Annotated in this window: 21 protein-coding genes; 6 read left to right on the forward strand and 15 right to left on the reverse strand. The window is 64.5% G+C overall.

Annotated features, from left to right (window positions below; genetic code table 11):
• Nucleotides 1–233 precede the first annotated feature (233 nt).
• A complete protein-coding gene (locus LR961_RS15845) occupies nucleotides 234–1,280 on the reverse strand; it encodes an MBL fold metallo-hydrolase (protein ID WP_232150903.1) in 1,047 nt (348 codons plus the stop codon).
• 130 nt (nucleotides 1,281–1,410) lie between these two features.
• Here LR961_RS15845 and LR961_RS15850 point away from each other — a divergent pair, with 130 nt between their 5' ends.
• Complete coding sequence (locus tag LR961_RS15850; RefSeq protein ID WP_269670738.1) at nucleotides 1,411–2,037, forward strand: TetR/AcrR family transcriptional regulator; 627 nt, start codon at nucleotides 1,411–1,413, stop codon at nucleotides 2,035–2,037.
• A gap of 182 nt (nucleotides 2,038–2,219) precedes the next feature.
• A complete protein-coding gene (locus LR961_RS19340; protein ID WP_232150904.1) occupies nucleotides 2,220–3,533 on the forward strand; it encodes an acetamidase/formamidase family protein in 1,314 nt (437 codons plus the stop codon).
• 372 nt (nucleotides 3,534–3,905) lie between these two features.
• On the opposite strand, the gene LR961_RS15860 is transcribed toward LR961_RS19340, so the two are convergent.
• Both LR961_RS15860 and ubiE read right to left on the reverse strand, forming a co-directional pair.
• Nucleotides 3,906–5,843: a M1 family metallopeptidase gene (locus LR961_RS15860; RefSeq protein ID WP_232150905.1), complete on the reverse strand. Its 1,938-nt coding sequence runs from the start codon at nucleotides 5,841–5,843 to the stop codon at nucleotides 3,906–3,908.
• A gap of 323 nt (nucleotides 5,844–6,166) precedes the next feature.
• Nucleotides 6,167–6,931: a bifunctional demethylmenaquinone methyltransferase/2-methoxy-6-polyprenyl-1,4-benzoquinol methylase UbiE gene (gene ubiE / locus LR961_RS15865; RefSeq protein WP_232150906.1), complete on the reverse strand. Its 765-nt coding sequence runs from the start codon at nucleotides 6,929–6,931 to the stop codon at nucleotides 6,167–6,169.
• A gap of 114 nt (nucleotides 6,932–7,045) precedes the next feature.
• Here ubiE and LR961_RS15870 point away from each other — a divergent pair, with 114 nt between their 5' ends.
• The gene (locus tag LR961_RS15870) at nucleotides 7,046–7,498 is read left to right on the forward strand and encodes a nucleoside deaminase (RefSeq protein ID WP_232150907.1); all 453 of its coding nucleotides are present in this window, start codon (nucleotides 7,046–7,048) and stop codon (nucleotides 7,496–7,498) included.
• A gap of 121 nt (nucleotides 7,499–7,619) precedes the next feature.
• Nucleotides 7,620–7,871 carry a hypothetical protein gene (locus LR961_RS15875; RefSeq protein ID WP_232150908.1) on the forward strand — a complete coding sequence of 84 codons (252 nt, stop codon included), beginning with the start codon at nucleotides 7,620–7,622 and terminating at the stop codon, nucleotides 7,869–7,871.
• A gap of 461 nt (nucleotides 7,872–8,332) precedes the next feature.
• Here LR961_RS15875 and smeE read toward each other — a convergent pair whose 3' ends face one another.
• Both smeE and LR961_RS15885 read right to left on the reverse strand, forming a co-directional pair.
• Nucleotides 8,333–11,476 carry a multidrug efflux RND transporter permease subunit SmeE gene (gene smeE / locus LR961_RS15880; protein ID WP_232150909.1) on the reverse strand — a complete coding sequence of 1,048 codons (3,144 nt, stop codon included), beginning with the start codon at nucleotides 11,474–11,476 and terminating at the stop codon, nucleotides 8,333–8,335.
• A 12-nt stretch (nucleotides 11,477–11,488) separates the two neighbouring features.
• The gene (locus LR961_RS15885) at nucleotides 11,489–12,673 is read right to left on the reverse strand and encodes an efflux RND transporter periplasmic adaptor subunit (RefSeq protein WP_232150910.1); all 1,185 of its coding nucleotides are present in this window, start codon (nucleotides 12,671–12,673) and stop codon (nucleotides 11,489–11,491) included.
• A 229-nt stretch (nucleotides 12,674–12,902) separates the two neighbouring features.
• On the opposite strand from LR961_RS15885, the gene LR961_RS15890 reads away from it, so the two are divergent.
• Entirely contained in the window at nucleotides 12,903–13,580 is a 678-nt protein-coding gene (locus LR961_RS15890) for a TetR family transcriptional regulator (protein WP_232150911.1), read from the forward strand.
• A 123-nt stretch (nucleotides 13,581–13,703) separates the two neighbouring features.
• On the opposite strand, the gene hslU is transcribed toward LR961_RS15890, so the two are convergent.
• From hslU to LR961_RS15940, 10 genes are all read right to left on the reverse strand, one after another.
• Nucleotides 13,704–15,074, reverse strand: coding sequence for an ATP-dependent protease ATPase subunit HslU (gene hslU, locus LR961_RS15895; protein ID WP_232150912.1), 1,371 nt, complete (start codon nucleotides 15,072–15,074; stop codon nucleotides 13,704–13,706).
• Between the two features lie 106 nt (nucleotides 15,075–15,180).
• Nucleotides 15,181–15,732: an ATP-dependent protease subunit HslV gene (gene hslV, locus LR961_RS15900; protein WP_232150913.1), complete on the reverse strand. Its 552-nt coding sequence runs from the start codon at nucleotides 15,730–15,732 to the stop codon at nucleotides 15,181–15,183.
• 210 nt (nucleotides 15,733–15,942) lie between these two features.
• Nucleotides 15,943–16,227: a DUF3079 domain-containing protein gene (locus LR961_RS15905; protein WP_232150914.1), complete on the reverse strand. Its 285-nt coding sequence runs from the start codon at nucleotides 16,225–16,227 to the stop codon at nucleotides 15,943–15,945.
• Between the two features lie 48 nt (nucleotides 16,228–16,275).
• Complete coding sequence (locus LR961_RS15910) at nucleotides 16,276–16,752, reverse strand: DUF1203 domain-containing protein (RefSeq protein ID WP_232150915.1); 477 nt, start codon at nucleotides 16,750–16,752, stop codon at nucleotides 16,276–16,278.
• 106 nt (nucleotides 16,753–16,858) lie between these two features.
• Nucleotides 16,859–17,737: a tyrosine recombinase XerC gene (gene xerC, locus LR961_RS15915; RefSeq protein WP_232150916.1), complete on the reverse strand. Its 879-nt coding sequence runs from the start codon at nucleotides 17,735–17,737 to the stop codon at nucleotides 16,859–16,861.
• A gap of 16 nt (nucleotides 17,738–17,753) precedes the next feature.
• A complete protein-coding gene (locus LR961_RS15920; RefSeq protein WP_232150917.1) occupies nucleotides 17,754–18,431 on the reverse strand; it encodes a DUF484 family protein in 678 nt (225 codons plus the stop codon).
• Entirely contained in the window at nucleotides 18,428–19,288 is an 861-nt protein-coding gene (gene dapF, locus LR961_RS15925; protein ID WP_232150918.1) for a diaminopimelate epimerase, read from the reverse strand. The genes LR961_RS15920 and dapF overlap by 4 nt, the downstream gene beginning before the upstream one ends.
• A complete protein-coding gene (locus LR961_RS15930; protein ID WP_232150919.1) occupies nucleotides 19,272–19,526 on the reverse strand; it encodes a lipoprotein in 255 nt (84 codons plus the stop codon). The genes dapF and LR961_RS15930 overlap by 17 nt, the downstream gene beginning before the upstream one ends.
• 51 nt (nucleotides 19,527–19,577) lie before the next feature.
• Nucleotides 19,578–19,985: a YbaN family protein gene (locus tag LR961_RS15935; protein WP_232150920.1), complete on the reverse strand. Its 408-nt coding sequence runs from the start codon at nucleotides 19,983–19,985 to the stop codon at nucleotides 19,578–19,580.
• Nucleotides 19,986–20,000: 15 nt separating this feature from the next.
• Nucleotides 20,001–22,109, reverse strand: a complete 2,109-nt coding sequence (locus tag LR961_RS15940; RefSeq protein WP_232150921.1) for a S9 family peptidase — start codon at nucleotides 22,107–22,109, stop codon at nucleotides 20,001–20,003.
• 142 nt (nucleotides 22,110–22,251) lie between these two features.
• On the opposite strand from LR961_RS15940, the gene LR961_RS15945 reads away from it, so the two are divergent.
• Nucleotides 22,252–23,445, forward strand: coding sequence for a pyridoxal phosphate-dependent aminotransferase (locus LR961_RS15945; RefSeq protein WP_232150922.1), 1,194 nt, complete (start codon nucleotides 22,252–22,254; stop codon nucleotides 23,443–23,445).
• Nucleotides 23,446–23,550: the final 105 nt, after the last annotated feature.

A 23,550-nucleotide genomic window follows, 5' to 3' on the forward strand; every position in this document is an offset into this window, starting at 1 on the left:
GATGCCGCGCGGCGCCGGACACTGTAATCAAATTGACGAAAGCCCGCGCTGCGGTACAGCTCCACGCCGGGGAGCCTGGAGTGACTTCCCCACCGGAACGGGCGGATCGGTTGGACGTTGTGCCGGGCAGATGACATCCCTGCATCCACATCCACCCGGCCGCAACCACAGCGATGGCGTCACGCCGCCGGCCTGCGTCTTCCGATGACGCACTGGCGAGCTCGCGCTTGCACTCACTCCTTCGCCGGCTGCCCATCGTGCCACCACGGCGTCGCTGGCGCCGGTGCGCGGATATCCAGACACTCGCCCATCTGCGGCGCGGTCAGTGCCACGTTCTGTTGCTGGGCCAGGCGGGTAATCCGGTCGAAAGGTTCCGTCCACGGATGCAGCGCGAGATCGAACGTGCCGTTGTGGATCGGCATCAGCACCTTGCCGCGCACGTCCAGATGCGCCTGCAGACTCTGCTCTGGCTGCATGTGCACGTCAGGCCAGTCGGCGTCGTAGGCGCCGGTCTCGATCATGGCCAGGTCGAACGGGCCGTAGCGCTCGCCGATGCGGGCAAAGCCATCGAAGTAGCCACTGTCGCCGCTGAAGAAGATGCGAGCGCCGCCTGTATCGATCACCCACGAAGCCCACAGCGTGCGATTGCCATCGGACAGATTGCGACCGGAAAAATGCTGGGCCGGGGTAGCGACGATCTTCAGCCCCTGCACCCGGGTCTCCTGCCACCAGTCCAACTGCGTCAGCTTGGCGGCCGGCACGCCCCAGCCGATCAGCCGGTCACCAACGCCCAGTGGGGTCACGAAATGCTGCACCTTCGGCGCCAGCGCCATCACCGCCGCATGATCGAGGTGGTCGTAGTGGTCATGCGAAATGATCACGCCGGTGATCGGCGGCAGCTCCTCGATCGACAGCGGCGGCGCATGGAAACGCTTGGGGCCCATGAACGACATCGGCGAGGCGCGCTCGGAGAACACCGGGTCGGTCAGCCAGAAGTGGCCGTCCAGTTTGAGCAGCATGGTCGAATGCCCCAATCGCCACAGGCTGTCATCCGGTGCGTCCAGCAACGCCTGCCGGGTCAGCGACTGCACCGGGATCGGCGCCAGCGGACTGGCATCTGCCGGCTTGTCGAACAGGAACCGCCACAGCGCCCCGACCGTGCGGACGAAGCCCAGCGAGGTCTTGGCGACCGGGTTGTGGAAGCGGCCATCGCTGAACTGCGGCGACTGGTCATAGGCGGCGGCCGGATGCGCACCGCAGTTCAGCAGGCCAATGGACATGGCGATCAACACCGTAAGAAGAAGGAGAAAACGTGGCAGGCGACGCTTCATCGGGGCTTGCCCTGAAAAGTACACTAGCGAGTCTACTTCCATTTTCCGGAAAGTAAACTTAACGGTGTAAAATGGCGACATGACCGCCTCCAACCGCCCTGCCCGCCTCACCGACCGCAAGCGCGCCGCCATCCTGAAGGCGGCGGTCGCCGAGTTCCGCACGTTCGGCTTCGCCGGCACCAGCATGGACCGCATCGCCGCCACGGCCGAAGTGTCAAAGCGCACGGTCTACAACCACTTCAGCAGCAAGGACGAGCTGTTCACCGCCATCCTGTGGCAGCTCTGGGAAGCCAGCCGCGCGCTGGAAAACGTGAGTTATGAGCCGGACCGGCCGCTGCGTGAGCAACTGCTCGCCTTCCTGGCGCAGAAGCTGCGCCTGCTCAGCGACCCCAGCTTCATCGACCTCTCGCGCGTGGCCATCGCCGAACTGGTGCATGCGCCGGAGCGAGCACGCGTGATGATGGACAAGCTCGCCGAGAAGGAGGAAGGCATGACCACCTGGATGCGTGCAGCACAGGCCGATGGCCGCCTGCGCAACGACATTGCGCCGGCCGATGCGGCCCATCAGCTGCAGGGCATGATCAAGGCATTCGCATTCTGGCCGCAGATCACGCTGGGCCAGCCACCGCTGGAAGAAACCGCGCAGCAGCAGCTGATGCACGACTGCGTGGACATGTTCCTGGCATTGCGCGCGCTCAAACCCTGAGCGCGGCTCGGCGCCGGCATCAGCCTGGATTGCCCCGTTGCCAGATCAGCGCCGCATCCGCCCTTTCGCTTCACACAAACCCGCCGGCAACAGGCCACGTTACATTTGACACTGCGACAGCGGCGGCGCCGTTCGTACACTCCGGCAACACGCCCGCCAGGCCCTTCCCAGACATACGACACGTGCGAACTTCCCTGAAATGGTCTTCGTTGTTGTTGTCCGCACTGCCGCTCACTGCACTGGCCTCCGATCAATGGATCATGGCTACCGATCTATGGGGCAACACCAACCAGCAGACATTGAACCTGGACGTACAGGACCAGCGCGTCAGCGGAACCCTGGACGGTGATCCCATCGCCGGCAGCTTGAACGGCACGCAGCTGAAGTTCACCGCCACCGGAACTGACGGGCAGGTCTACCACTACGACGGCCGCATCGATGGCACCCGCATGCAGGGCAGCAGCGACCAGCCCGACACCAACAACCGCAGCGCGCGTGCAGCGCACACGTTCAGCGCCTGGCGCGTTCCGGAACGGCCGGACAATGCACCGCAGTTGCATGCCTTCACCCCGAGCGACTATTCCAACACCTTCAGCGCCGACCGCGCCCCGGTGCTGGTGATATGGCCGGGCGACTCGGTGCAGACCAAGACCCTGGATTCCGGTGGCGTCGATGAGAACGGCGTCACCCGGGCGTTGTTTGGCAATCCGCAGGTTGGGCCGTTCTTCGTCGCCGGCGCCGAGCCTGGCGACACGTTGGCGATCACACTCACATCACTCCAGCTCAACCGCGACTACGCCGACAGCCTCGACGGCATCGTGGGCAGGCTGAAGACACCACGCGTTGCCACCGAAACCTCGGCACTGGGCAAGCCGGTCCGTTGGGAACTGGATCGCGTTCGCGGTGTTGCACGGCCGCAGGGCGCCGGCGGCGCCTTGAAGAACTTCGAAGTACCGGTAAAGCCAATGCTGGGCGGGCTCGCCGTTGCACCGGGCTTTGGCTATCCCCCCTTCTCCACCGGCGATGCCAGCGACTTTGGCGGCAACATGGATTTCAATGCCGTGGTCCAGGGCAACACCGTTTACCTGCAGGTGCAACAACCCGGTGCCCTGCTCTACCTGGGAGATGGGCATGCCCTGGAGGGCGATGGTGAAACCACTCAGTGGGCGTTGGAAACCTCACTGGATGTCGTACTGAAGGTCGAGCTGGTCAAGCGGCAGTCGATCGCCACACCGCGCGTTGAATCGAGCACACAGATCATGACGCTGGGCCAGGCCGGCTCCAGCGATGATGCGCTGCGTATCGCAACATCGGGAATGCTGCAGTGGTTGCGCCAGTCCTATGGGTTGGACATGTCCGAGGCGACACAGGTGATGGGCGTGGCGGTGCAGTACAACGTCGTCAATCTTGCCGGTCGCAGCGTTGGGGTCTCGGCCAAGATCGACAAGTCGGTGCTGAAGGGGCTGCCGATTGTGGCGAAGAAGGCTGGAAACTGAGTGCGCTGTGTTGCGCACTGAGGCGATGTTGGCCAGATAGCGGGGACAACAGAGCGTTGGCTTCGGGTTTGCTGTCGCCGTTCCCGCGACAGCAGGAGCTTCAGCCGACGCATGCAGGAACATCGTTCTTGTTTACGCGTCGCCCCAGGTTCCGGATTCGCGCCAAGGTCTGGAGCGCTTCCCGCCCGCATGGGGATGGCAGCTCAAAGGACGCGACTGGAACTGCGACGACAAGATCAGCAATGAAAGCAACGGTGCCTTTGCTGTTGGCAGACACATTGCCCGCTGGCCAATCCAACGCCGCTCCCACCGTCCTGAAAAACAAACGGCGAGCCGAAGCTCGCCGTTTGCATTGAACGATGTTGAAGCGTCTTACTGCTTCGGTGCGGCAGCTTCAGCCTTGGCGATCATGTCTTCCACCGAGGCGGTGGTGATCGGGTGGTAGCCCGGCTTGGCCTTGGCGAACACGTCCTTGGCGAAGGCCAGGCCTTCCGGCGTCTTCAGCAGCTCGGCGTAGATCGGCAGCACCAGCTTGCGACGGCCCACCTTCTGGATGAACTCACCGGCGGCAGTCTGCGCCTCGGCATAGCCGCTGCGGATGGTCAGCGGGTACCAGCGCATGGCGATCTCGCCATTCGGCGTGCCGGTGAAGTGGTAAGCCTTGTCCAGCTGCGCCAGCTTCTCAACCGGCATCGTCTGGCCCAGGCCATCGATGAAGCGCACCCATTCCTGCGTGCCCCACTCGTTGGTGACCTGGCTGCTGGGCACGCTCTCGCTGCCCAGGAACGCGATGCGCGCGGTATCGACCACAGCGAAATTGCGCGAACGCGCCTTCTGCGCGAATGCCGGGATACCCGGCTCTTCCAGCCACGCCTTCAGCTCGGCCTCGGTCACCGCCTGCGGGTTCTTCGGCAGCAGGTTCTTCGTCATGTAGGCGACGAACTGGTCGGTGTTGGCGCTCTGGAACGCATGGTCGTTGAACCAGCCACGCAGGAACGGATCGAACACTGCACGGCCGAAACGCTGCTCCAGGAACTGCAGGAACCAGGCGCCCTTGACGTAGGCAACGTTGCTCAGCGCTTCGTCCGGGTCACGCTCGTTGAGCGGCGGCAGTGCCAGTGCCTGGTCGGCCGGGCTCATGTCCTTCACTTCGTTGAGCAGGTCGGTCTGGTCGATCTCGCGCTCCATCTCAGCCATTTCCGTGCCGTACAGCGCTTCGGTGATGCGGCCCTGCACGTAGGTGGTGAAGCCTTCGTTGAGCCAGATGTCCTTCCAGCTTGCATTGGTCACCAGGTTGCCGGACCAGCTGTGCGCCAGTTCGTGCGCGACCAGCGAGACCAGCGACTTGTCACCGACGATCACGGTCGGGGTGGCGAAGGTCAGGCGCGGATTCTCCATGCCACCGAATGGGAACGACGGCGGCAGCACCAGCATGTCGTAACGGCCCCAGCGGTACTCGCCGTACAGGTTCTCGGCGGCACCGATCATCTTCTCGGTGTCTTCGAACTCCTTGGCGGCCTTGTTGACCATGGACGGCTCGGCCCACACGCCGGAACGCTCGGAGATCGGTTCGAACACCAGGTCACCAGCGGCGATGGCCAGCAGGTAGGACGGGATCGGCTGCGGCATCTTGAAGGCGTAATCGCCATCACGTGCGGCCTTCGGGTCGTTGTCGGCGCTCATCAGCACCATCACGTCCGGGCGGCTGGTCACGTGCGCGCTGTAGGTGAAGCGCACGCTCGGGGTGTCCTGCAGCGGTACCCACGAACGGGCGTGGATGGCCTGCGACTGGCTGAACATGAAGGGCAGGTTCTTGCCTTCGGTCATCGACGGCTCCAGCCACTGCAGGCCGGAAGCAGTCGGTGCGGTGTGGTAGGTGATGCGCACGCTGGTCGGCTGGGCCGGGGTTTCGATGCTCAGCTTGCTGCCGAACACCTTGTCGGCCGGGGCCAGCGCGAACTGCAGCGGGGTCGCAGCACCATCGGCGGCCACGGCTTCCACCTTTTCGACGGTCAACTCGCGGGTATCAAGCAGCAGCTGCTGGGCAGCCTTGTCCTTCCACTCCAGCGTGTAGGTGGCGCTGCCACCGATCTGCTTGGCGTCGAAATCGACCTTCAGGTCCAGCGCCAGGCCCTTGATGACCACCTTGTCCGGTTCGGCGTAGGAGCTTTCATCGTGGCTGCGGCTGACGGTATTCACGGCGGCGGCGGGCTTCTGGGCGACGGGGTCGGTGGTGGGGGCTGCAGGCTCCTTGGCACAGCCGGCGACAAGCGCCACGGCCAGGGGCAGCATCAGGAAGGAAGAACGCATCGAGGAGGAACCGGTTCAGGGAACAACCGTCGATTTTAAACCCGAACCGCCTTGCCGGATGCGGCAGCGCACCGTAGGAGCGACCTGGGTGGCGAAGCTGCCGACACAGGCCACCCGCTGGCCTGCCATTGCAGACCGCTCCCACCGTGTCCATGCCGGGGATCGCCCCCTCCCTTTGGCGAAGCCAAGGGAAGGGTTGGGGAGGGGTTGGCTTTTCGCACACAGGGGGGTGCACCTGCTTCGTGGCCAAGGCCGCTCCTACCGCCTTGCGGCCATGAAAAAGGCGGCCCCTGGCCGCCTTTTCCCTGCATCCTGAACCTGCCTCAGAGCTTGTAACCGGAATGGATCGAGACGATGCCGGCGCTGAGGTTCTTGTAATGACAGCGGCCGAAACCGGCCTCGGTCATCATCGCCTTGAGTTCTTCCTGTGGCGGATGCTTGCGGATGCTCTCGGCAAGATACTGGTAGCTGTCAGCATCACCACGCGCAAACAGCTTGCCCAGCTTGGGCAGTACCTTGAACGAATGGAAGTCGTAGATCGGCTTGAACCAGTCCAACGTCACTTCGGAGAACTCCAGCACGCGCGCCTGGCCACCAACCTTGAGCACGCGGTACATCTCGCGCAGCGCGGCGTCCTTGTCGGTGACGTTGCGCAGGCCGAAGGAAATGGTCACCAGGTCGAAACTCTGGTCCGGGAACGGCAGCGCCTCGGCATTGAGCTGCACCCATTCGAAACCGGATACATGGCCACGGTTGGTCAGACGATCACGGCCCACGGTCAGCATGCCGGCGTTGATGTCGCCCAGCACCACGCTGCCTTCGGCGCCCAGGCGCTCCTTCAGCAGCACCGCGATATCACCGGTACCGCCTGCCAGATCCAGCACCCGGTCACCGGGTTTCACCTGCGCGGTGGCCACGAAGTAGCGCTTCCACAACCGATGGATGCCGAGGCTCATCAGGTCGTTCATCAGGTCGTAGTTGTCGGCCACGGAGGTGAACACCTGGCCGACAAGCTTCTGCTTGTCCTTGGCCGATACGTCGCGGAAGCCGAAATGGGTGGTGCCGGTCTTGTAGGGGGATTCGCTCATGTGCCGAATTATCGCACCGCCAGCCCGCAACGTCGCCAGCATGCCCGCCACATGCGTCATTCACGCTCGCTATCATCGGCGCACCACGGCGCCTGCGCGCCACAAGGAACCCGCATGATCACCACCCCCGACTACCGCGCCCTGCTTGAAACCGCCATTGCCGAAGCCCGTCAGGGCCTGGCCGAAGGCGGCATCCCGATCGGCGCGGCGCTGTACCACAACGATGGCCGGCTGCTCGGCTGCGGCCACAACCGGCGCATTCAGGAGGGCGACCCGTCCATCCACGGCGAGACCGACGCTTTCCGCAAGGCCGGTCGCCAGCGCGGCTACCGCGACACCATCATGGTCACCACCCTGGCCCCGTGCTGGTACTGCAGCGGGCTGGTGCGCCAGTTCAACATCGGCACGGTGGTGGTCGGCGAGTCGGTCAGCTTCGCCGGCGGTATCGACTGGCTGCGTGAGAACGGGGTCACTGTCATCGACCTGAACGACGCCGGCTGCATCGAGATGATGGGCCGCTACATTGCCGAAAATCCCGACGTCTGGAATGAGGACATCGGCGACTGATCGATCCAAATGTGAGAAAAGTCCGCCCTATCTCATAAATAAAAGAGACAAAGTAACCGCATCGTAAGAAAAGTCGGGCTATGCTCCAGTCACAGGGGGGCACAGCCATCGAGGTGAAGCGATGCACACAACGCCCATTCAGGCCAACAGCCGCCGCTCGCTGCTACGTGCAAGTGAGCGCCTGCGAGCCCAGTACGCCCGCCACCGCAGTTCGGCCCCGTTCTGGGACGCCTACCAGCAGGTGCAGGGTGAACTGGTCGCCGCCTTTCCCGGTCAACGTGCCGAACTCTGCAATCGCCTGGCCGTCCTCGCACAGGACCTGGGCGCAGTGGAGAAAGCACAGCTGCTGGACACCGTGGAGATCGGCCGCTGACAACGGCCCCATCGCCGCACACGAAAACGCCGGGGCCTGCCCCGGCGTTTTTGCATCCACCGCCCTGGACACTGTAGGAGCGGCGTAAGCCGCGAAGCAGAGGATGCATCGGGCATGCGCGACATCAGCAATTGCCCGGTGCGCCTTCGATGGTGCAATCACCCGGTACGTGCCAGCTCTCCATCGCCAGCTTCGCGGCTGAAGCCGCTCCTACGAAGAGCCGGGAAAGCCGCGTCCGGGGGGTGCAGGAGCGGCGTAAGCAGCGAGGCTGAGAATGCATCCGGCATGCGCGACATCAGCAACTGCACGGCGTGCTTTCGATGGTGCAATCACCGGATGCATTGCGGTTCTCCATCGCCAGCTTCGCGGCTTACGCCGCTCCTACAGAAAACTGGAAATCGCGCGCAACAAAAAAACGCCGGGCAATGCCCGGCGTTTTTCGTATTCACCGCACCGCGTTGTTACTGCGGCAGATCGCCGTTCTTGGCCAACTGCTTGCGGTTGAACAGGCGCTGCACCACCACGAAGAACAGCGGGATGAAGAACAGGCCCAGCAGCGTGCCGACAATCATGCCGCCCAGCACGCCGGTACCGATGGCGCGCTGCGCACCCGAACCCGCACCGGAGGCAATCGCCAGCGGCAGCACGCCCAGGCCGAACGCCAGCGAGGTCATGATGATCGGACGCAGACGATCGCGTACCGCATGCATGGTCGCTTCGATCACACCGGCGCCCTTCTCCAGATGCTCCTTGGCGAATTCCACGATCAGGATCGCGTTCTTCGAAGTCAGGCCCACCGTGGTCAGCATCGCCACCTGGAAGTACACGTCACGCTCCATGCCACGCATCGTGTTGGCCAGCACCGCACCGAGGATGCCCAGCGGCGCAACCATCAGCACCGAAGTCGGCACCGACCAGCTTTCGTACAGCGCGGCAAGACACAGGAACACGATCAGCAGCGACAGCGTGTACAGCAGCGGCGTCTGCGAACCGGCCTCGCGCTCCTGGTAGGACACGGCCGTCCACTCGATGCTGAAACCGGCCGGCAACTGCTTGGCCAGCTTCTCCACTTCCAGCATTGCATCGCCCGAGGCCACGCCCGGTGCGGCTTCACCCTGGATTTCCAGCGCCGACACACCGTTGTAGCGCTCCAGACGCGGCGAACCGTAATCCCAACGCTGGCTGGCGAATGCCGAGAACGGCACCATCTCGCCGACGTTGTTCTTCACCGTCCACAGACTGAAGTCTTCCGGGTTCATGCGGAAGCCGTCATCGGCCTGCACGTACACGCGCTTGACCCGGCCACGGTCGATGAAGTCATCGATGTAGCTCGAACCCCAGGCGGTAGCCAGAGTGCTGTTGATCGTATCCAGCGACAGACCATGCGCGCCGGCCTTGGCCACGTCGATGTCCAGGCGCAGCTGCGGCGTGTCGTCCAGGCCATTGGGTCGAACATTGGCCAACAACTTGCTCTCGCCGGCCATTCCAAGCAGCTGATTGCGTGCATTGACCAGAGCTTCATGGCCCAGGCCGGAGTTGTCCTTCAGGAAGAAGGTGTAACCCGAGGCGATACCCAGCTCCGGCATGGCCGGCGGCGGGAAGGCGAAGATGAAAGCGTCCTTGATCTGGCCAAGCGCGGCCATCGCACGGCCGGTGATCGGGCCCACGCCCTGGTCGTCACTGCGCTCGCTCCAGTCCTTGAGCTTGACGAAGGCCATGCCCGAGTTCTGGCCCATGCCGGAGAAGCTGAAGCCCTGCACCGAGAACACCGATTCCACGGCGTCCTTTTCGTTCTTCAGGAAGTGGTCTTCCAGCTTGTAGATCGACTCCAGCGTGCGCTCCTGCGTGGCACCCACCGGTGCCTGCACCAGCGCCATCAGGATGCCCTGGTCTTCATTGGGCAGGAACGAGCTGGGCAGTCGCACGAACAGCAGGCCCATCACCACCGCCAGCGCCAGGAACACCGCCATGAACCGGCCCGGGCGAAGCAGGATGCCCTTCACGCCGCGCTGGTAGGTGCCGCTGGTGCGATCAAAGCCGTTGTTGAAGGCATTGAAGAAACGCCCCGACAGGCCCTTGTGGGCGACGTGATGCTCGCCCTTCTTCAGCGGCTTGAGCATGGTCGCGCACAGCGCCGGGGTCAGCACGATGGCGACCAGCACCGACAGCGCCATCGCCGACACGATGGTCGCCGAGAACTGACGGTAGATCACGCCGGTGGAGCCGCTCATGAAGGCCATCGGCACGAACACCGCCGACAGCACCAGGCCGATGCCGACCAGCGCGCCGGTGATCTGGCTCATCGATTTGCGCGTGGCTTCCAGCGGCGACAGGCCCTCCTCGGACATGATGCGCTCGACGTTCTCCACCACCACGATGGCATCATCCACCAGCAGGCCGATCGCCAGCACCATCGCGAACATGGTCAGCATGTTGATCGAGAAGCCCAGCACCGCGAGGATGCCGAACGTGCCCAGCAACACCACCGGCACGGCGATGGTCGGGATCAGCGTTGCGCGGAAGTTCTGCAGGAACAGGTACATCACCACGAACACCAGCACGATGGCCTCAAGCAGCGTCTTGACCACGCCCTTGATCGACACGCGCACGAACGGGGTGGTGTCGTACGGGATCACCGCGGTCATGCCACGCGGGAAGTTGGCCTTGAGCTCTTCCAGCGTCTTGCTTACGCCCTCGGCCGTTTCCAGCGCGTTGGCGCCGGTGGCCAGGGTGATGGCCAGGCCCGAGGCCGGCTTGCCGTTGTAGCGGGTGACGAAGTCGTAGGTTTCCGCGCCCAGCTCGACGCGGGCCACGTCGCCCAGTTTCAGCGACGAGCCATCGGCTTCGGTGCGCACCACGATGTTGCGGAACTGCTCCGGCGTCTGCAGGCGGTCCTGCGCATTGATGGTGGCGTTGAGCTGCTGGCCCTTCACCGCCGGCGCGCCGCCGAGCTGGCCCACCGCAACCTGCGCGTTCTGCGCCCTGACCGCGGCCGTGACTTCATCCACGGAGACCTTGTAGGTCTGCAGCTTGGTCGGGTCCAGCCAGATACGCATGGCGTACTTGCCGCCAAACACCTGGATGCTGCCCACGCCCGGCACGCGGCTGAGCGGGTCAACGACGTTGGAACCGACGTAGTCGGAGATGTCGTTCTCATCCATGCTGCCGTCTTCGGACACGAAGCCGAGCACGTTGAGGAAGCCGGAGCTGGACTTGGCGACGTTGATGCCCTGGCGCTGCACTTCCTGCGGCAGCAACGGCATGGCCAGCTGCAGCTTGTTCTGCACCTGCACCTGCGCGATGTCCGAGTTGGTGCCGCTCTCGAAGGTCAGGGTGATGCTGGCCTGGCCGTTGGAGGAGCTGTTGGAGGAGAAGTACATCAGGCCGTCCAGGCCCTTCATGTTCTGCTCGATGATCTGCGTCACCGAGTCCTCGACCACCTTGGCCGAAGCGCCCGGATAGTTCGCCGTGATCGACACCGCCGGCGGTGCCACCTCCGGGTACATCGAGATCGGCAGCTTGAGCATGGCCAAGGCGCCGGCCAGCATGATGATGATGGCGATGACCCACGCAAAGATGGGTCGGTCGATAAAGAAGCGTGCCATGTATTTCTCCGCTTACTGCTTGGCAGCCGGTGCCGCCGCGTCAGGCGCGGCGGCAGGCTTGGCGGCTTCGGCACCCTTCTCGGTGGCTTGTACCGGCATCCCCGGACCAATCTTCTGCAGCCCTTCGACGATGACCTTGTCGCCGGCCTTCAGGCCGCTTTCGACCAGCCACTTGTCGCCGATGGTGCGGCTGACCACGACCGGACGCACCGCAACCTTGCCTTCGCCATCGACCACCATCGCGCTGGTGTCACCCTTCGGGTCACGCGCGATGCCCTGCATCGGCACCAGCAATCCATTCGGACGCACGCCACTGCCCAGCACGGCGCGCACGAACATGCCCGGCATCAACACCTGCTCGGGGTTCTCCACGCGGATCCGCAGGCCGTAGCTGCCGGTGGACGGGTCGACGCTGACTTCGGAGAACTCCAGCTTGCCCTTGTGGGCGAAGGTGCTGCCGTCTTCGAGCAGGATGTCCACCGGCAGTTCGGAGGCGCCTTCCAGGCGGCCTTCGGCCAGTTCACGGCGCAGCTGCAGCAGCTCGGCCGAAGACTGGGTGACGTCGATGTAGATCGGGTCGAGCTGGTTGATCGTCGCCAGCGGTGCGGCCTGGCCGGCGCTGACCAGCGCGCCCTGGGTGACCGAGGACTTTCCGATCTGGCCGCTGATCGGCGCGGTGATGCGGGCGTAGCCCAGCGTCACGTTGGCCGCATCCAGCGAAGCGCGGGCAGCGCCGACATCGGCTTCTGCCTGCTTCCAGGCAGCCTGTGCGCCTTCGTCGTCCTGCACGCTGATGAGCTTGCTCTTGACCAGCTCGCTGCTGCGGCGCGCCGCCAGGCGCGCGGCGCTTACGGCGGCTTCGGCACGCGCCAGCTGCGCGCGGGCGCTGTTGGCCTGTGCGCGGTAAGCGGCATCATCAAGCTGATACAGCGGCTGACCTTCCTTCACCAGGCTGCCTTCGGTGAACAGGCGCTTGGCAACGATGCCGCTCACCTGCGGACGGACTTCGGCCACCTGGTAGCCATTGGCACGGCCGGCCAGTTCACGGGTAAGCGTGACCGGTTCGGTCTTGAGCGTGACCACGGTGACCTGGCCCGGACCACCCTGCGGCGGTGCTTCACCACCTTTGCAGGCAGCAAGCGCGACGGTTAGTGCGAGAGAAAGCGCGACGAGACGGCAGTTGCTGATTCGGGACATGAGAAAGGCTCAATGAGAAAGTGACGCTCGCAGATGTCGGGCACTGCCCCAAAACCGGGCAGTACCTGCCAAGGGCATACGCTACGGGCACAGCGGTGACCACCGCCACCCCCACACGTAACGCAAGCCCGGCCATCCTGCGATGCAAGCTGCGGGAATATACATACATGCACGCTTGTTTGTAAACGCATACAATTCAGGCCGGTTTCATCCAGCATCTGCGCAACGCATGGCCAGAAAAACCAAAGAAGAGGCGCAGGCCACCCGCGAAGGCATCCTTGATGCCGCGCTGGCCTGTTTCCATGAGAACGGCGTCGCCAACACCTCGCTGGCGGCCATCGGCGAGCGCGCCGGCTATACCCGTGGCGCGGTGTACTGGCACTTCAAGAACAAGACCGAAGTGCTCGAAGCGATGATCAACCGCGAGCGCATTCCTTTCATCGAGCGCCTGCGCCACGCCTATTCGCCGCATCGCAATACGCCGATCCTGGACCTGCGCTCGGTGATGCTGATCTCGCTGAGCGAGCTGGCCAACGAGCCGCACCTGCGCGACATGATGGAAATCATGCTGCGCAATGACCTGTCGGCCGAAAGCCAGGCCATGCAGCAGATGCAGCAGGACAGCATCGAAGAGGAGATGGCGATCTTCCGCCGCGCATTCGAGCGCGCGCGCGAACTGGGCCAACTGCGCGACGGCGTGGACACCGCGGTGGTGTCGCGCATCCTGCATGCAGGCATGACCGGCGTGCTGTACAGCGCCATGCTCGAACCCAAGCAGTTCGACCTGGAGCGCGACAGCCGCGAGGTGATGGACGCCCTGCTGGCCTACTACGTGAAGCCGGGCGTGTTCACCCCGGGCGCCGACCCGAAACCCTTGCCGCCCGCCGATCCGGACCCGCAGGACTGACGCCGCAGGTTGGCAGCCTGGTTCCGGCATCGCGTGGAACCGCCGGCTGGGACGAAGGCCGTATCCCCAAAAGAAAACGGCAGCACCAAGGTGCTGCCGTTTTCATGAGCCTACAACGAGCAGTTACAGGATGTAGCGGCTCAGGTCCGGGTCCTGCACCAGCTCGCCCAGATGCTTGTTCACATAGGCGCTGTCGATGGTGATGGTTTCGCCATCACGATCCGGTGCTTCGTAGCTGAGCGAATCCAGCAGACGTTCCAGCACCGTGTGCAGACGACGCGCACCGATGTTCTCCTGGCGCTCGTTGACCTGGAAGGCGATCTCGGCCAGACGATCCACCGCATCCACCGTGAAACTCACATTGACGCCCTCGGTCGCCAACAGTGCTTCGTACTGCTTGGTCAGCGCGGCCTTCGGCTCGGTGAGGATGCGCACGAAATCGGCCTTGGTCAGGGCGCCCAGTTCCACGCGGATCGGGAAGCGGCCCTGCAGTTCCGGAATCAGGTCGCTGGGCTTGGCCAGGTGGAACGCACCGGAGGCGATGAACAGGATGTGGTCGGTCTTGATCGTGCCGTACTTGGTGGACACGTTGGAGCCTTCCACCAGCGGCAGCAGATCACGCTGCACGCCTTCGCGCGAAACATCGCCACCGCCGACGTTGTCGCCGCGCTTGGCCACCTTGTCGATCTCGTCGATGAACACGATGCCGTGCTGCTCGCAGGCCTCGACCGCCGCAGCGCGGATGTCGTCCTCGTTGACCAGCTTGCCCGCCTCTTCCTCGATCAGCAGCGGCTTGGCGGCCTTGATCGTCAGCGTGCGCTTGTTGGACTTGGCACTGCCAAGGTTGGCGAACATCGACTTCAGCTGCTGGCCCATTTCCTCCATGCCTGGCGGAGTCATGATGTCCATGCTGACGTTGGCAGCCACGTCCAGTTCGATCTCGCGCTCGTCCAGCTCACCTGCACGCAGCATGCGGCGGAACTTGATGCGGGTTTCGTTATCGGCAGCCGACGGCTCGTTGCGCGCAGCTTCGGCGTCGAAGCCGATGCCGACGCTGCGACGCGGCAGCAGTGCATCGAGGATGCGGTCCTCGGCTTTCTCTTCGGCCTGCGTGCGCACCCGCACCTTGGCCTGCTCGCGGTACAGCTTGACCGCGGTGTCGGCCAGATCGCGGATGATCTGCTCCACGTCCTTGCCGACGTAGCCGACCTCGGTGAAGCGCGTGGCTTCAACCTTGACGAACGGCGCGTTGGCCAAGGTAGCCAGGCGGCGGGCGATCTCGGTCTTGCCGACGCCGGTCGGGCCGATCATCAGGATGTTCTTGGGCATCACTTCATTGCGCAGCTCCGGCACCAGCTGCATGCGGCGCCAGCGGTTGCGCAGGGCGATGGCCACAGCACGCTTGGCGTCATGCTGGCCGACGATGTGCCGGTCCAGCTCCTGCACGATTTCGCGCGGGGTCATGGTGGCGGAGGAAACTTCAATCTTCGACATGGATGTGCTCACGAATTCGTTGTCGATGTCGCCGGAACCCAAAGGCCCCGGCCGGTAGCGCCGGGCCATGCCCGGCGGATCAGGGATGCCGGTGACGGGTGCCCCGTCACAACTCCTCAACCACCACATTCTTGTTGGTGTAGATGCAGATGCCGCCGGCGATGTTGATCGCCTCCACGGCCACCGACTTTGCATCCATCTCGGTGTGCGCAAGCAGTGCGCGCGCCGCGCTCAGTGCGTAGGAACCGCCGGAACCGATGGCGATGATGCCGTCCTCCGGTTCGATCACATCGCCGGTACCGCTGATGATCAGCGAGGTTTCCTTGTCGGCCACCGCCAGCAATGCTTCCAGCTTGCCCAGGCGACGTTCGGTACGCCAATCCTTGGCCAGCTCCACCGCCGCACGGGTCAGCTGGCCATGTTTCTCCAGCTTGGCTTCAAACAGCTCGAACAGCGTGAACGCATCGGCCGCCGCACCGGCAAAACCGGCCAGCACCTGGCCGTCACGACCGAGCCGGCGCACCTTGCGTGCATTGCCCTTCATCACCGTGTGACCCAGCGTGACCTGACCATCGCCGGCAATCGCCACATGCTCGCCGCGACGCACGCAGCAGATGGTGGTGGCATGAAAAACGTTCGGGTTCTGACTGGGGTCCATACGGCCTCCGGGATACTGTTCAACCGAAGTGGGGCCGGTCGCGCCCCGATCAAGCCTGCCCCCTCCCCCACCGGCGACAGCCGGCGTTCAGAAAAACGGCAAGGGCCGGTTGGCGTGCGCGCCTGTAGCCCCGAGCCATGCTCGGCGGAGGTATCCCTGGTAAAGCCCAGCGGAGCATGGCTCCGCTCTACCAACATCAAATGCCGGTACCTAAGGCGTCAGCTTGGCCAGATTCGGGCGGTCCGGCTCGGGTTCGATGCCCCATGCCACGTACCAGTTCTCACCCTGCGTTTCGATCGGGTGTTGGGTGCGGCCGGAACCGTTACCGCAGGCCAACGCATCGGTCGCGCAATAACGGTCGCATCCCCAGCAAATGCGCTCGGGATGTTTGGGTTTGAGCGGAAAGGGTTTTGCCATCGCAATCACCTCCACGACCATCGAGCACGCAGTGTGGCTCACCCGCGCACAGATGCTTCTGACATGAATCAAATCCAAGCCAGATGGGCTGCCTGCGGTTCAACCGCATTCAGGCCAGCGCACCGTTCATGCGCGCTCGGCGCTACATGCATAACAACCATAGCGGGCATGATGGATGTGCACATACGCGACCGCCGCGTCATCGAAGCCGGCCTGCAACCATGCGCCGACCTCGGTGCCCTCGCATACTTCGGCCCGGATGATCCGATGTGCCTGGTCATAGGCACGCACCGACAACAGCCGCCGCAACATAGGCGCAGGCACCTGATCGGTTGCCAGCGCCGGGGTACGCGCGCCACGCCGCACGAAGATCGGCCCACTGGCGCGATACGGCGAGTCCGCCGGCTGATGCTGGTACGGCAGCAACAACACCTGCTCACCGGGACGGGCATCCACCAGACTGACGCGGCACGGAAAGCCAGTGGTCGCATCATCAGGTACGGTCAGCCGTTGTATCTGGCGTGCGGCAAGCACCGCATCATCGAGCAGGAACAAAGGAGCGAAGGTAGCCGGAGCCAAGCCCCGCAGAATGAAAGACGTCATGTGCATGCATCCGGTTCTGGAGCACGCAGCATGGCGAACGGCACGCCATCACGCTCGCCGGAATCGGACATCAAATCCGCATGGGTCCTGCGTCGCCAACAAGCGATCAGCTCTTGCGCTTGGCCCGTGGATGCGCGGCGTCGTACACCTTGGCCAGGTGCTGGAAATCCAGGTGCGTGTAGATCTGGGTGGTGGCGATGTCGGCATGCCCAAGCAGCTCCTGCACGCCGCGCAGGTCGCCGGAGGATTCCAGGATGTGGCTGGCGAAACTGTGCCGCAACATGTGCGGATGCACGTTCTTGAACAGCCCCTGCCGCTGCGCCAACTGCTTGATGCGGATCTGCACCGCACGCTGGCTGATCGGCCCGCCGCCACGGCCAGGAAACACCGGTTTGTCGGCCGTGCCCGCGCTTTCCCTGCGCCACTGCTGCAATGCAGCCAACGCGTGCGAACCCACCGGCAGGCTACGCTCGCGGTTGCCCTTGCCGTGGACCCGCACCATCCCGCCGTCCATATCCAGCTCGCGCCAACGCAGGGCGCACAGTTCACTCAGGCGCAGGCCCGAGGAATAGGACAACTCAAGCAGCGCGCGGTCGCGCACGCCCAAGGGCGCCTCGGTGGGCAGTTCAACCAGTTGCACCGCCTCGTCGGCATCGAGCACTTGCGGCAACTTGCGCGGTGCTTTCGGCGCACGCAGTCCGGCAGCCGGGCTGGTGTCGATGACGTTGTTCTTGAGCAGCCATGCATAGAAGCTGCGGCACGCCGACAGGCGTCGTTGCAGGCTCTTCGCCGACAACCCACGGCGATGTTCGGCAGCAATGAACTCACGCAGCTGGTCGCCGACCACAGCCTGTGGATCAGCAATGCCGTTGGCCTCACACCACTGCGACAACGCCGCAAGATCGCGCTGGTAGGCGTCCAGCGTATGCGCCGACATGCGCCGCTCGACCCGCAGGTAGGCCAGGAATCTCTCAACGGCGCTCATCGCCGTGCTCCCACACTCAGGCGCTGCGGAAGCGCTGCAAACCCGCTACCAGCGCCTCGCCCATCATGCGCAGGAACAGCGTGCCCATGCCCGGATAGAAGCGGTTGGCATCGTGGCTGCCCACTGCGATCAAACCCACGCCCGGCAATGGCAGCAATGCAGTGGACATCACTTCCTGTACGCGGTCGCCGTAGAGCACGGCATTCTTTTCCGGCTGCAACCGGCCGCAGATCGGCTCGCCGTCCTGCAGGCAATCGTGGAACGGCGCCAGGCGCGCGTCGTCCTGCGCAAGCACCTGCAACCACGGCGCCTGCTCCAGCTCCGGCTGTGCATCGAAGGACACGATGCGCACCAGGTCGCCGGCGAAATCCTCTTCCAGCGACGCGGCCATCGCACGCAGCGTGTCGGCGGCGTTGGTCTGGCGCATCAGCGCCAGCGTCAACTGTTGGGTGCGCACCGCCAGCCGCTCGTTGATCTGCGCGTTGGTCGCCAGGTCGGCCAGGCGCCGCGACAACTCGCGGTTCTTGTCGCGCAGCACTTCCAGCTGATAGCTGGCCAGCGACGCGGTGGGGCCGTCATCACGCGGCACCACCAGGGTCAGCGCCAGGTCGGGAAACTGCTTCAGGAAACCCGGATGACGTCGCAGCCAGGCGGCGACTTCGTGGGCACCGATCTTTTCCAGTGTGTCGCTCATCCCATCCACTCTCCGTCGAAAACGAATGCCACAGGGCCGGACATCACGATCGGCGCATCATCAGCCGGCCATTGGATGCGCAGATCACCGCCGGGCAGCGACATCACCGCATCACGTTGCAGGCGGCCACGCTGCATCAGCACCACCGCCGCCGCGCAGGCACCGCTGCCGCAGGCCAGGGTTTCGCCGACGCCGCGCTCGAACACGCGCAGCCGCGCGCGACCGGCGTCCAGCACCTGGGCGAAGCCGACATTCACCGATTCCGGGAACGAAGCGTGCTGCTGCAACAGTGGCCCGACCCGCTCCACCGGTGCCGCGTCGATCAGGCCCACTTCCAGCACCGCGTGCGGGTTGCCCATCGACACCGCGCCGAAGCGCACGTTCTCACCCTGCAACGACACCGCGTATTCCTCGCGCGCACGCGGAAAACCCACCAGCGGAATCTGCGTCGGCTCAAAATCGGGCTTGCCCATCACCACCGCGTACTGGTCGTCGGCCAGGCGCTGCACGGCATGCGTGCGCACCGGGCTGTCGATCACGAATTCATCGCCCTGCACCGCGCCGGCGCGCACCAGCCAGGCAGCGACGCAGCGCGCGCCGTTGCCGCACTGCTGCGAAGTGGAGCCATCGGAGTTCCAGATGCGATACGACGCCACCGCGCCTTCGCTGCGCGGCGCTTCAATGGTCAGAATCTGGTCGCAGCCCACGCCAAGGTGGCGATCGGCGAGCCTGGCGGCCAACGCCGCATCCGGCGGCGGCGTGCCATCGCGCAGGTCCAGCACCACGAAATCATTGCCGGCGCCGTGCATCTTGCTGAAATGCAGGCGCCCTGTTGCCAACTTACTCATTGCCGTCATCAGTCCCGTTGGCCGGCTTCACGTCGCTGTCGTCGGTGTTGTCCAGCGACTTGGGCTGATTCTCGTCCGACTTCGCGTCGGACGCGTCCTGCACCGCATCGGTCGGTACGACTTCCTGCTCCTCGATCGGCACTGGCTTCTGCGGCATGACCAGCGGGCCTTTGTTGCCACAGGCGGTGAGGACCAGCAGCGCACAGGCGGCGGGGATGAGCATCAGCAAACGGGACGTCTTGTTCATGGCCGAAGTATAGCCATTGCGCCATGAAGTCCGAATGGCATCGATGCCCGTTCAGCTGCCTTCCGGTGGCAACGGCCGCATCCACAACCACAGGCAGACGACGGCCATGATGCTGATCGATGTCCACTTCACCCAGGCCAGCGGCACGCGCCACAGGGTGATCAGGGCACAGACCAGCATGGTGATGCTGGCCATCCATTTGCCCTTGCGGCTCACCGCGCCGTGCGTGCGCCAGTTGACGATGGACGGACCGAAGCGCGGGTGGGTTACCAGCCAGTCATGCAGGCGCTGGGAGCCATGCGAGGCCGCCCACGCCGAAATCAGCACGAACACGGTGGTCGGCAGCCCCGGCACGAAGATGCCGATGATGCCGATACCGAGGCTGACATAGGCCAGCAGCCACCACGCCCAGCGCAGGCGCACTGGGCGTTTCTCCGGTGGCGGGGGGAGCCTGGACATGCGCGTCCCCGCAGGTCAGTGCGCCACGCCCAGCTGCGACAGCACGAACGCGTACGACTCGGCCAGCTCGTGGTAACGCTGGAAGCGGCCGGACTTGCCGCCATGGCCGGCTTCCATGTTGGTGCGGAACACGATGGGCAGGCTGCCGGTGTTGACGTCACGCAGACGTGCCACCCACTTGGCCGGCTCCCAGTACTGCACCTGCGAATCCCACAGGCCGGTGCCGACGAACAGCGACGGGTAGGCCTGCGCGCGCACGTTGTCGTACGGCGAATAGCTCAGCATGTAGTCGTAGTACTGCTTCTGCTCCGGGTTGCCCCACTCGTCGTACTCGTTGGTGGTCAACGGGATGCTGGCATCGAGCATGGTGGTGACCACGTCCACGAACGGCACCTGGGCGACCATCACCCGGTAGTCGCTCGGGGCCTGGTTGGCCACCGCGCCCATCAACAGGCCGCCGGCACTGCCGCCGGACGCGGCCACGCGATCCTTGGCCGCATAGCCCTGCGCGACCAGCGCGCGGGTCACGTCGACGAAATCGTTGAAGGTGTTCTGCTTGTGCAGCAGCTTGCCGTCCTCGTACCAGTTGCGGCCCATCTCCTCGCCGCCACGGATGTGGGCGATGGCGTAGACCATGCCGCGATCCAACAGGCTGACCACGCTCTGGTTGAAACCCGGGTCCATCGACATGCCGTAGCTGCCATAGGCGTACTGGTACAGCGCGGCGCTGCCGTCCTTCTTGAAGCCCTTCTTGTAGACCAGCGACACCGGCACCTTGGCGCCATCGCGCGCGGTGACCCACACGCGCTCAGTCTGGTACAGCGATGGGTCGTAGCCGATCACCGGCTGCTGCTTGAGCTGGCGCCGCTCGCCGGTCTTGACGTTGAGCTCGTAGGTGGTGGCCGGCGTGGTCAGCGAGGTGTAGCCATAACGCAGCCACTCGGTATCGGGCTCGGCGTTGACCGACAGGCCCATCGAGTACGCCGGCTCGTCGGCCTTGACGAACTCGCTGCGACCATCGGCAAACAGCAGGCGAATGCGCTCCAGCGCGTCGGCACGCTCGGCGATGGCGGTGTAGCCGTTGAACAGCTCGAAGCCTTCGACCAGCACCTGCGGATCGTGCGCCACCCAGTCCTTCCACTGCTTGCGGCTGGTGGCACCTTCCGGCGCGGTGACCAGCTTGAAGTTCTTGGCGCCATCGGCATTGGTGCGGATCACCCAGCGGCCGTCGAAATGGTCCGCGTCGTACTCCACGTCGCGTTCGCGCGGGGCCAGCACGGTGAAGGCACCGGGCGTGGTGGCCGAGGTGTAACGCAGCTCGGAGGACACCGTGCTGTCCACGCCGATGGTGATGAAGCGGTCATCGCGGGTACGGCCGATGCCCATGTAGAAGCTGTCGTCGTCTTCCTCGTAGACCAGCTCGTCGGCGCTGGCCGGTGTACCCAGCACGTGCTTCTTCACGCGCACGGTGAGCAGGGTTTCCGGGTCGTTTTCGACATAGAACACGGTGCGGTTGTCGTCCGCCCAGACCACGTTGGCCGAAACACCGGTGATCACGTCCGGCAGCAGCTTGCCGGTTTCCAGGTCCTTGAAGCGGATCGTGTACTGGCGGCGGCCGACATCGTCCTCGGCCCAGGCCAACAGGCGGTTGTCCTGGCTCACCTGCATGTCATCGACACCGAAGTAACCCTTGCCTTCGGCCATGACATTCAGATCCAGCAGCACCTGCTCCGGTGCCTGCATGTCGCCCTTGCGGCGCGCGTGGATCGGATAGTCCTTGCCGGTTTCGTAGCGCGTGTAATACCAGTAATCGCGTTCGCGGTACGGCACGCTGGCGTCATCCTGCTTGATGCGGCCGACGATCTCGCCGTAGAGCTTCTCCTCCAGCGGCTTGAGCGGCGCCATCAGCGCGTCGGTATAGGCGTTCTCGGCCTTGAGATAGGCCAGCATGGCAGGATTCTCGCGCTTGTCGTCGCGCAGCCAGTAGTACTCGTCCTGGCGCTCGGCGCCGAACGGTGCCTTGACCGTATGCGGATGCTTTTCCACATCCGGCGGAATGGGCTGGGAGGCGACGGCGGTGTTCATCATCAGGCTAGCTACCAACAGACAGAGGGTGGTTTTCACGCAGTGGGCTCCGACAGGGCGGGTTGGATGCCAACCACGCGGCAGTCCACAGTTTGACACGCCCCACGTACAGAGCAACGCGGCCAACGCACCGTTGTGTTGCCGTCATGCCCGTCCATGCCGGCCGGCCTATCATGCCCGGATGAACACGACTGCCCCCACACCGTCCGGCTACAGCCGCCGCAGCCACGAGATCGCCCCGTTCCACGTCATGTCCCTGCTGGCCCGCGCCAATGCGCTGGAGCAGGCCGGTCACGACGTCATCCACCTGGAAATCGGCGAACCGGATTTCACCACCGCCGAGCCCATTGTTCGCGCCGGCCAGGCGGCGTTGGGCGCCGGCCACACGCGCTATACCGCCGCACGCGGACTGCCGCTGCTGCGCGAAGCCATCGCCGGCTTCTATCGCGACCGTTATGGTTTGGCTATCGATCCCGAACGCATCCTGGTCACGCCCGGCGGTTCGGGCGCATTGCTGCTGGCATCCAGCCTGTTGGTGGACCCTGGCAAGCACTGGCTGCTGGCCGATCCGGGTTATCCCTGCAACCGCCACTTTCTGCGTCTGGTGGAAGGTGCGGCACAACTGGTGCCGGTCGGCCCGGACAGCGGTTACCAGCTCACGCCCGAGCTGATCGCCCAGCAATGGAACAACGACAGCGTCGGCGCGCTGGCCGCCTCGCCAGCAAATCCCACCGGCACCACGCTCGATACCACGCAGCTGGCAGCGCTGTCGTCCGCCTTGAAGGCGCGCGGCGGCCATCTGGTGGTGGACGAGATCTACCACGGCCTGACCTACGGTTTCGACGCCCCCAGCGTGCTGGAAGTAGACGATGAAGCGTTCGTGTTGAACAGCTTCTCCAAATACTTCGGCATGACCGGCTGGCGCCTGGGCTGGCTGGTGGCACCGCCCGGCGCGGTACCGGAGCTGGAGAAGCTTGCGCAGAATCTTTACATCAGTGCGCCGTCGATGGCCCAGCATGCGGCGCTGGCGTGCTTCGAGCCGGAGACGATCGCCATCTTCGAACAGCGCCGCGAGCAGTTCCGTCAGCGCCGCGATTACCTGCTGCCCGCGTTGCGCGAGCTTGGCTTCCGCATTGACGTGGAGCCGCAGGGCGCGTTCTATCTGTACTGCGACGTGAGTGCGTTCACCGATGACGCGCAGGCGTTCTGCGCGCATTTCCTGGAGACCGAGCATGTGGCGTTCACGCCAGGCCTGGACTTCGGGCATTACCGCGCCAACCAGCATGTACGCATTGCCTATACGCAGGACATCGCGCGGTTGCAGGAAGCGGTGATGCGGATTGGGCGTGGGCTGGAAAGCTGGCAGCGGAAGTGAGCTGCCGAGCGGGCTCCTTCTTCCACCTGCGGGGAGCCAGCAGCCCGCCCGCGAAGGCGGGGCTGGAGAGCCGGCTGGAAAAGTAAACAACCCTCTCCCGCCTAC

The organism is Stenotrophomonas sp. SY1, from assembly GCF_021202945.1.
Lineage (GTDB): Bacteria > Pseudomonadota > Gammaproteobacteria > Xanthomonadales > Xanthomonadaceae > Stenotrophomonas.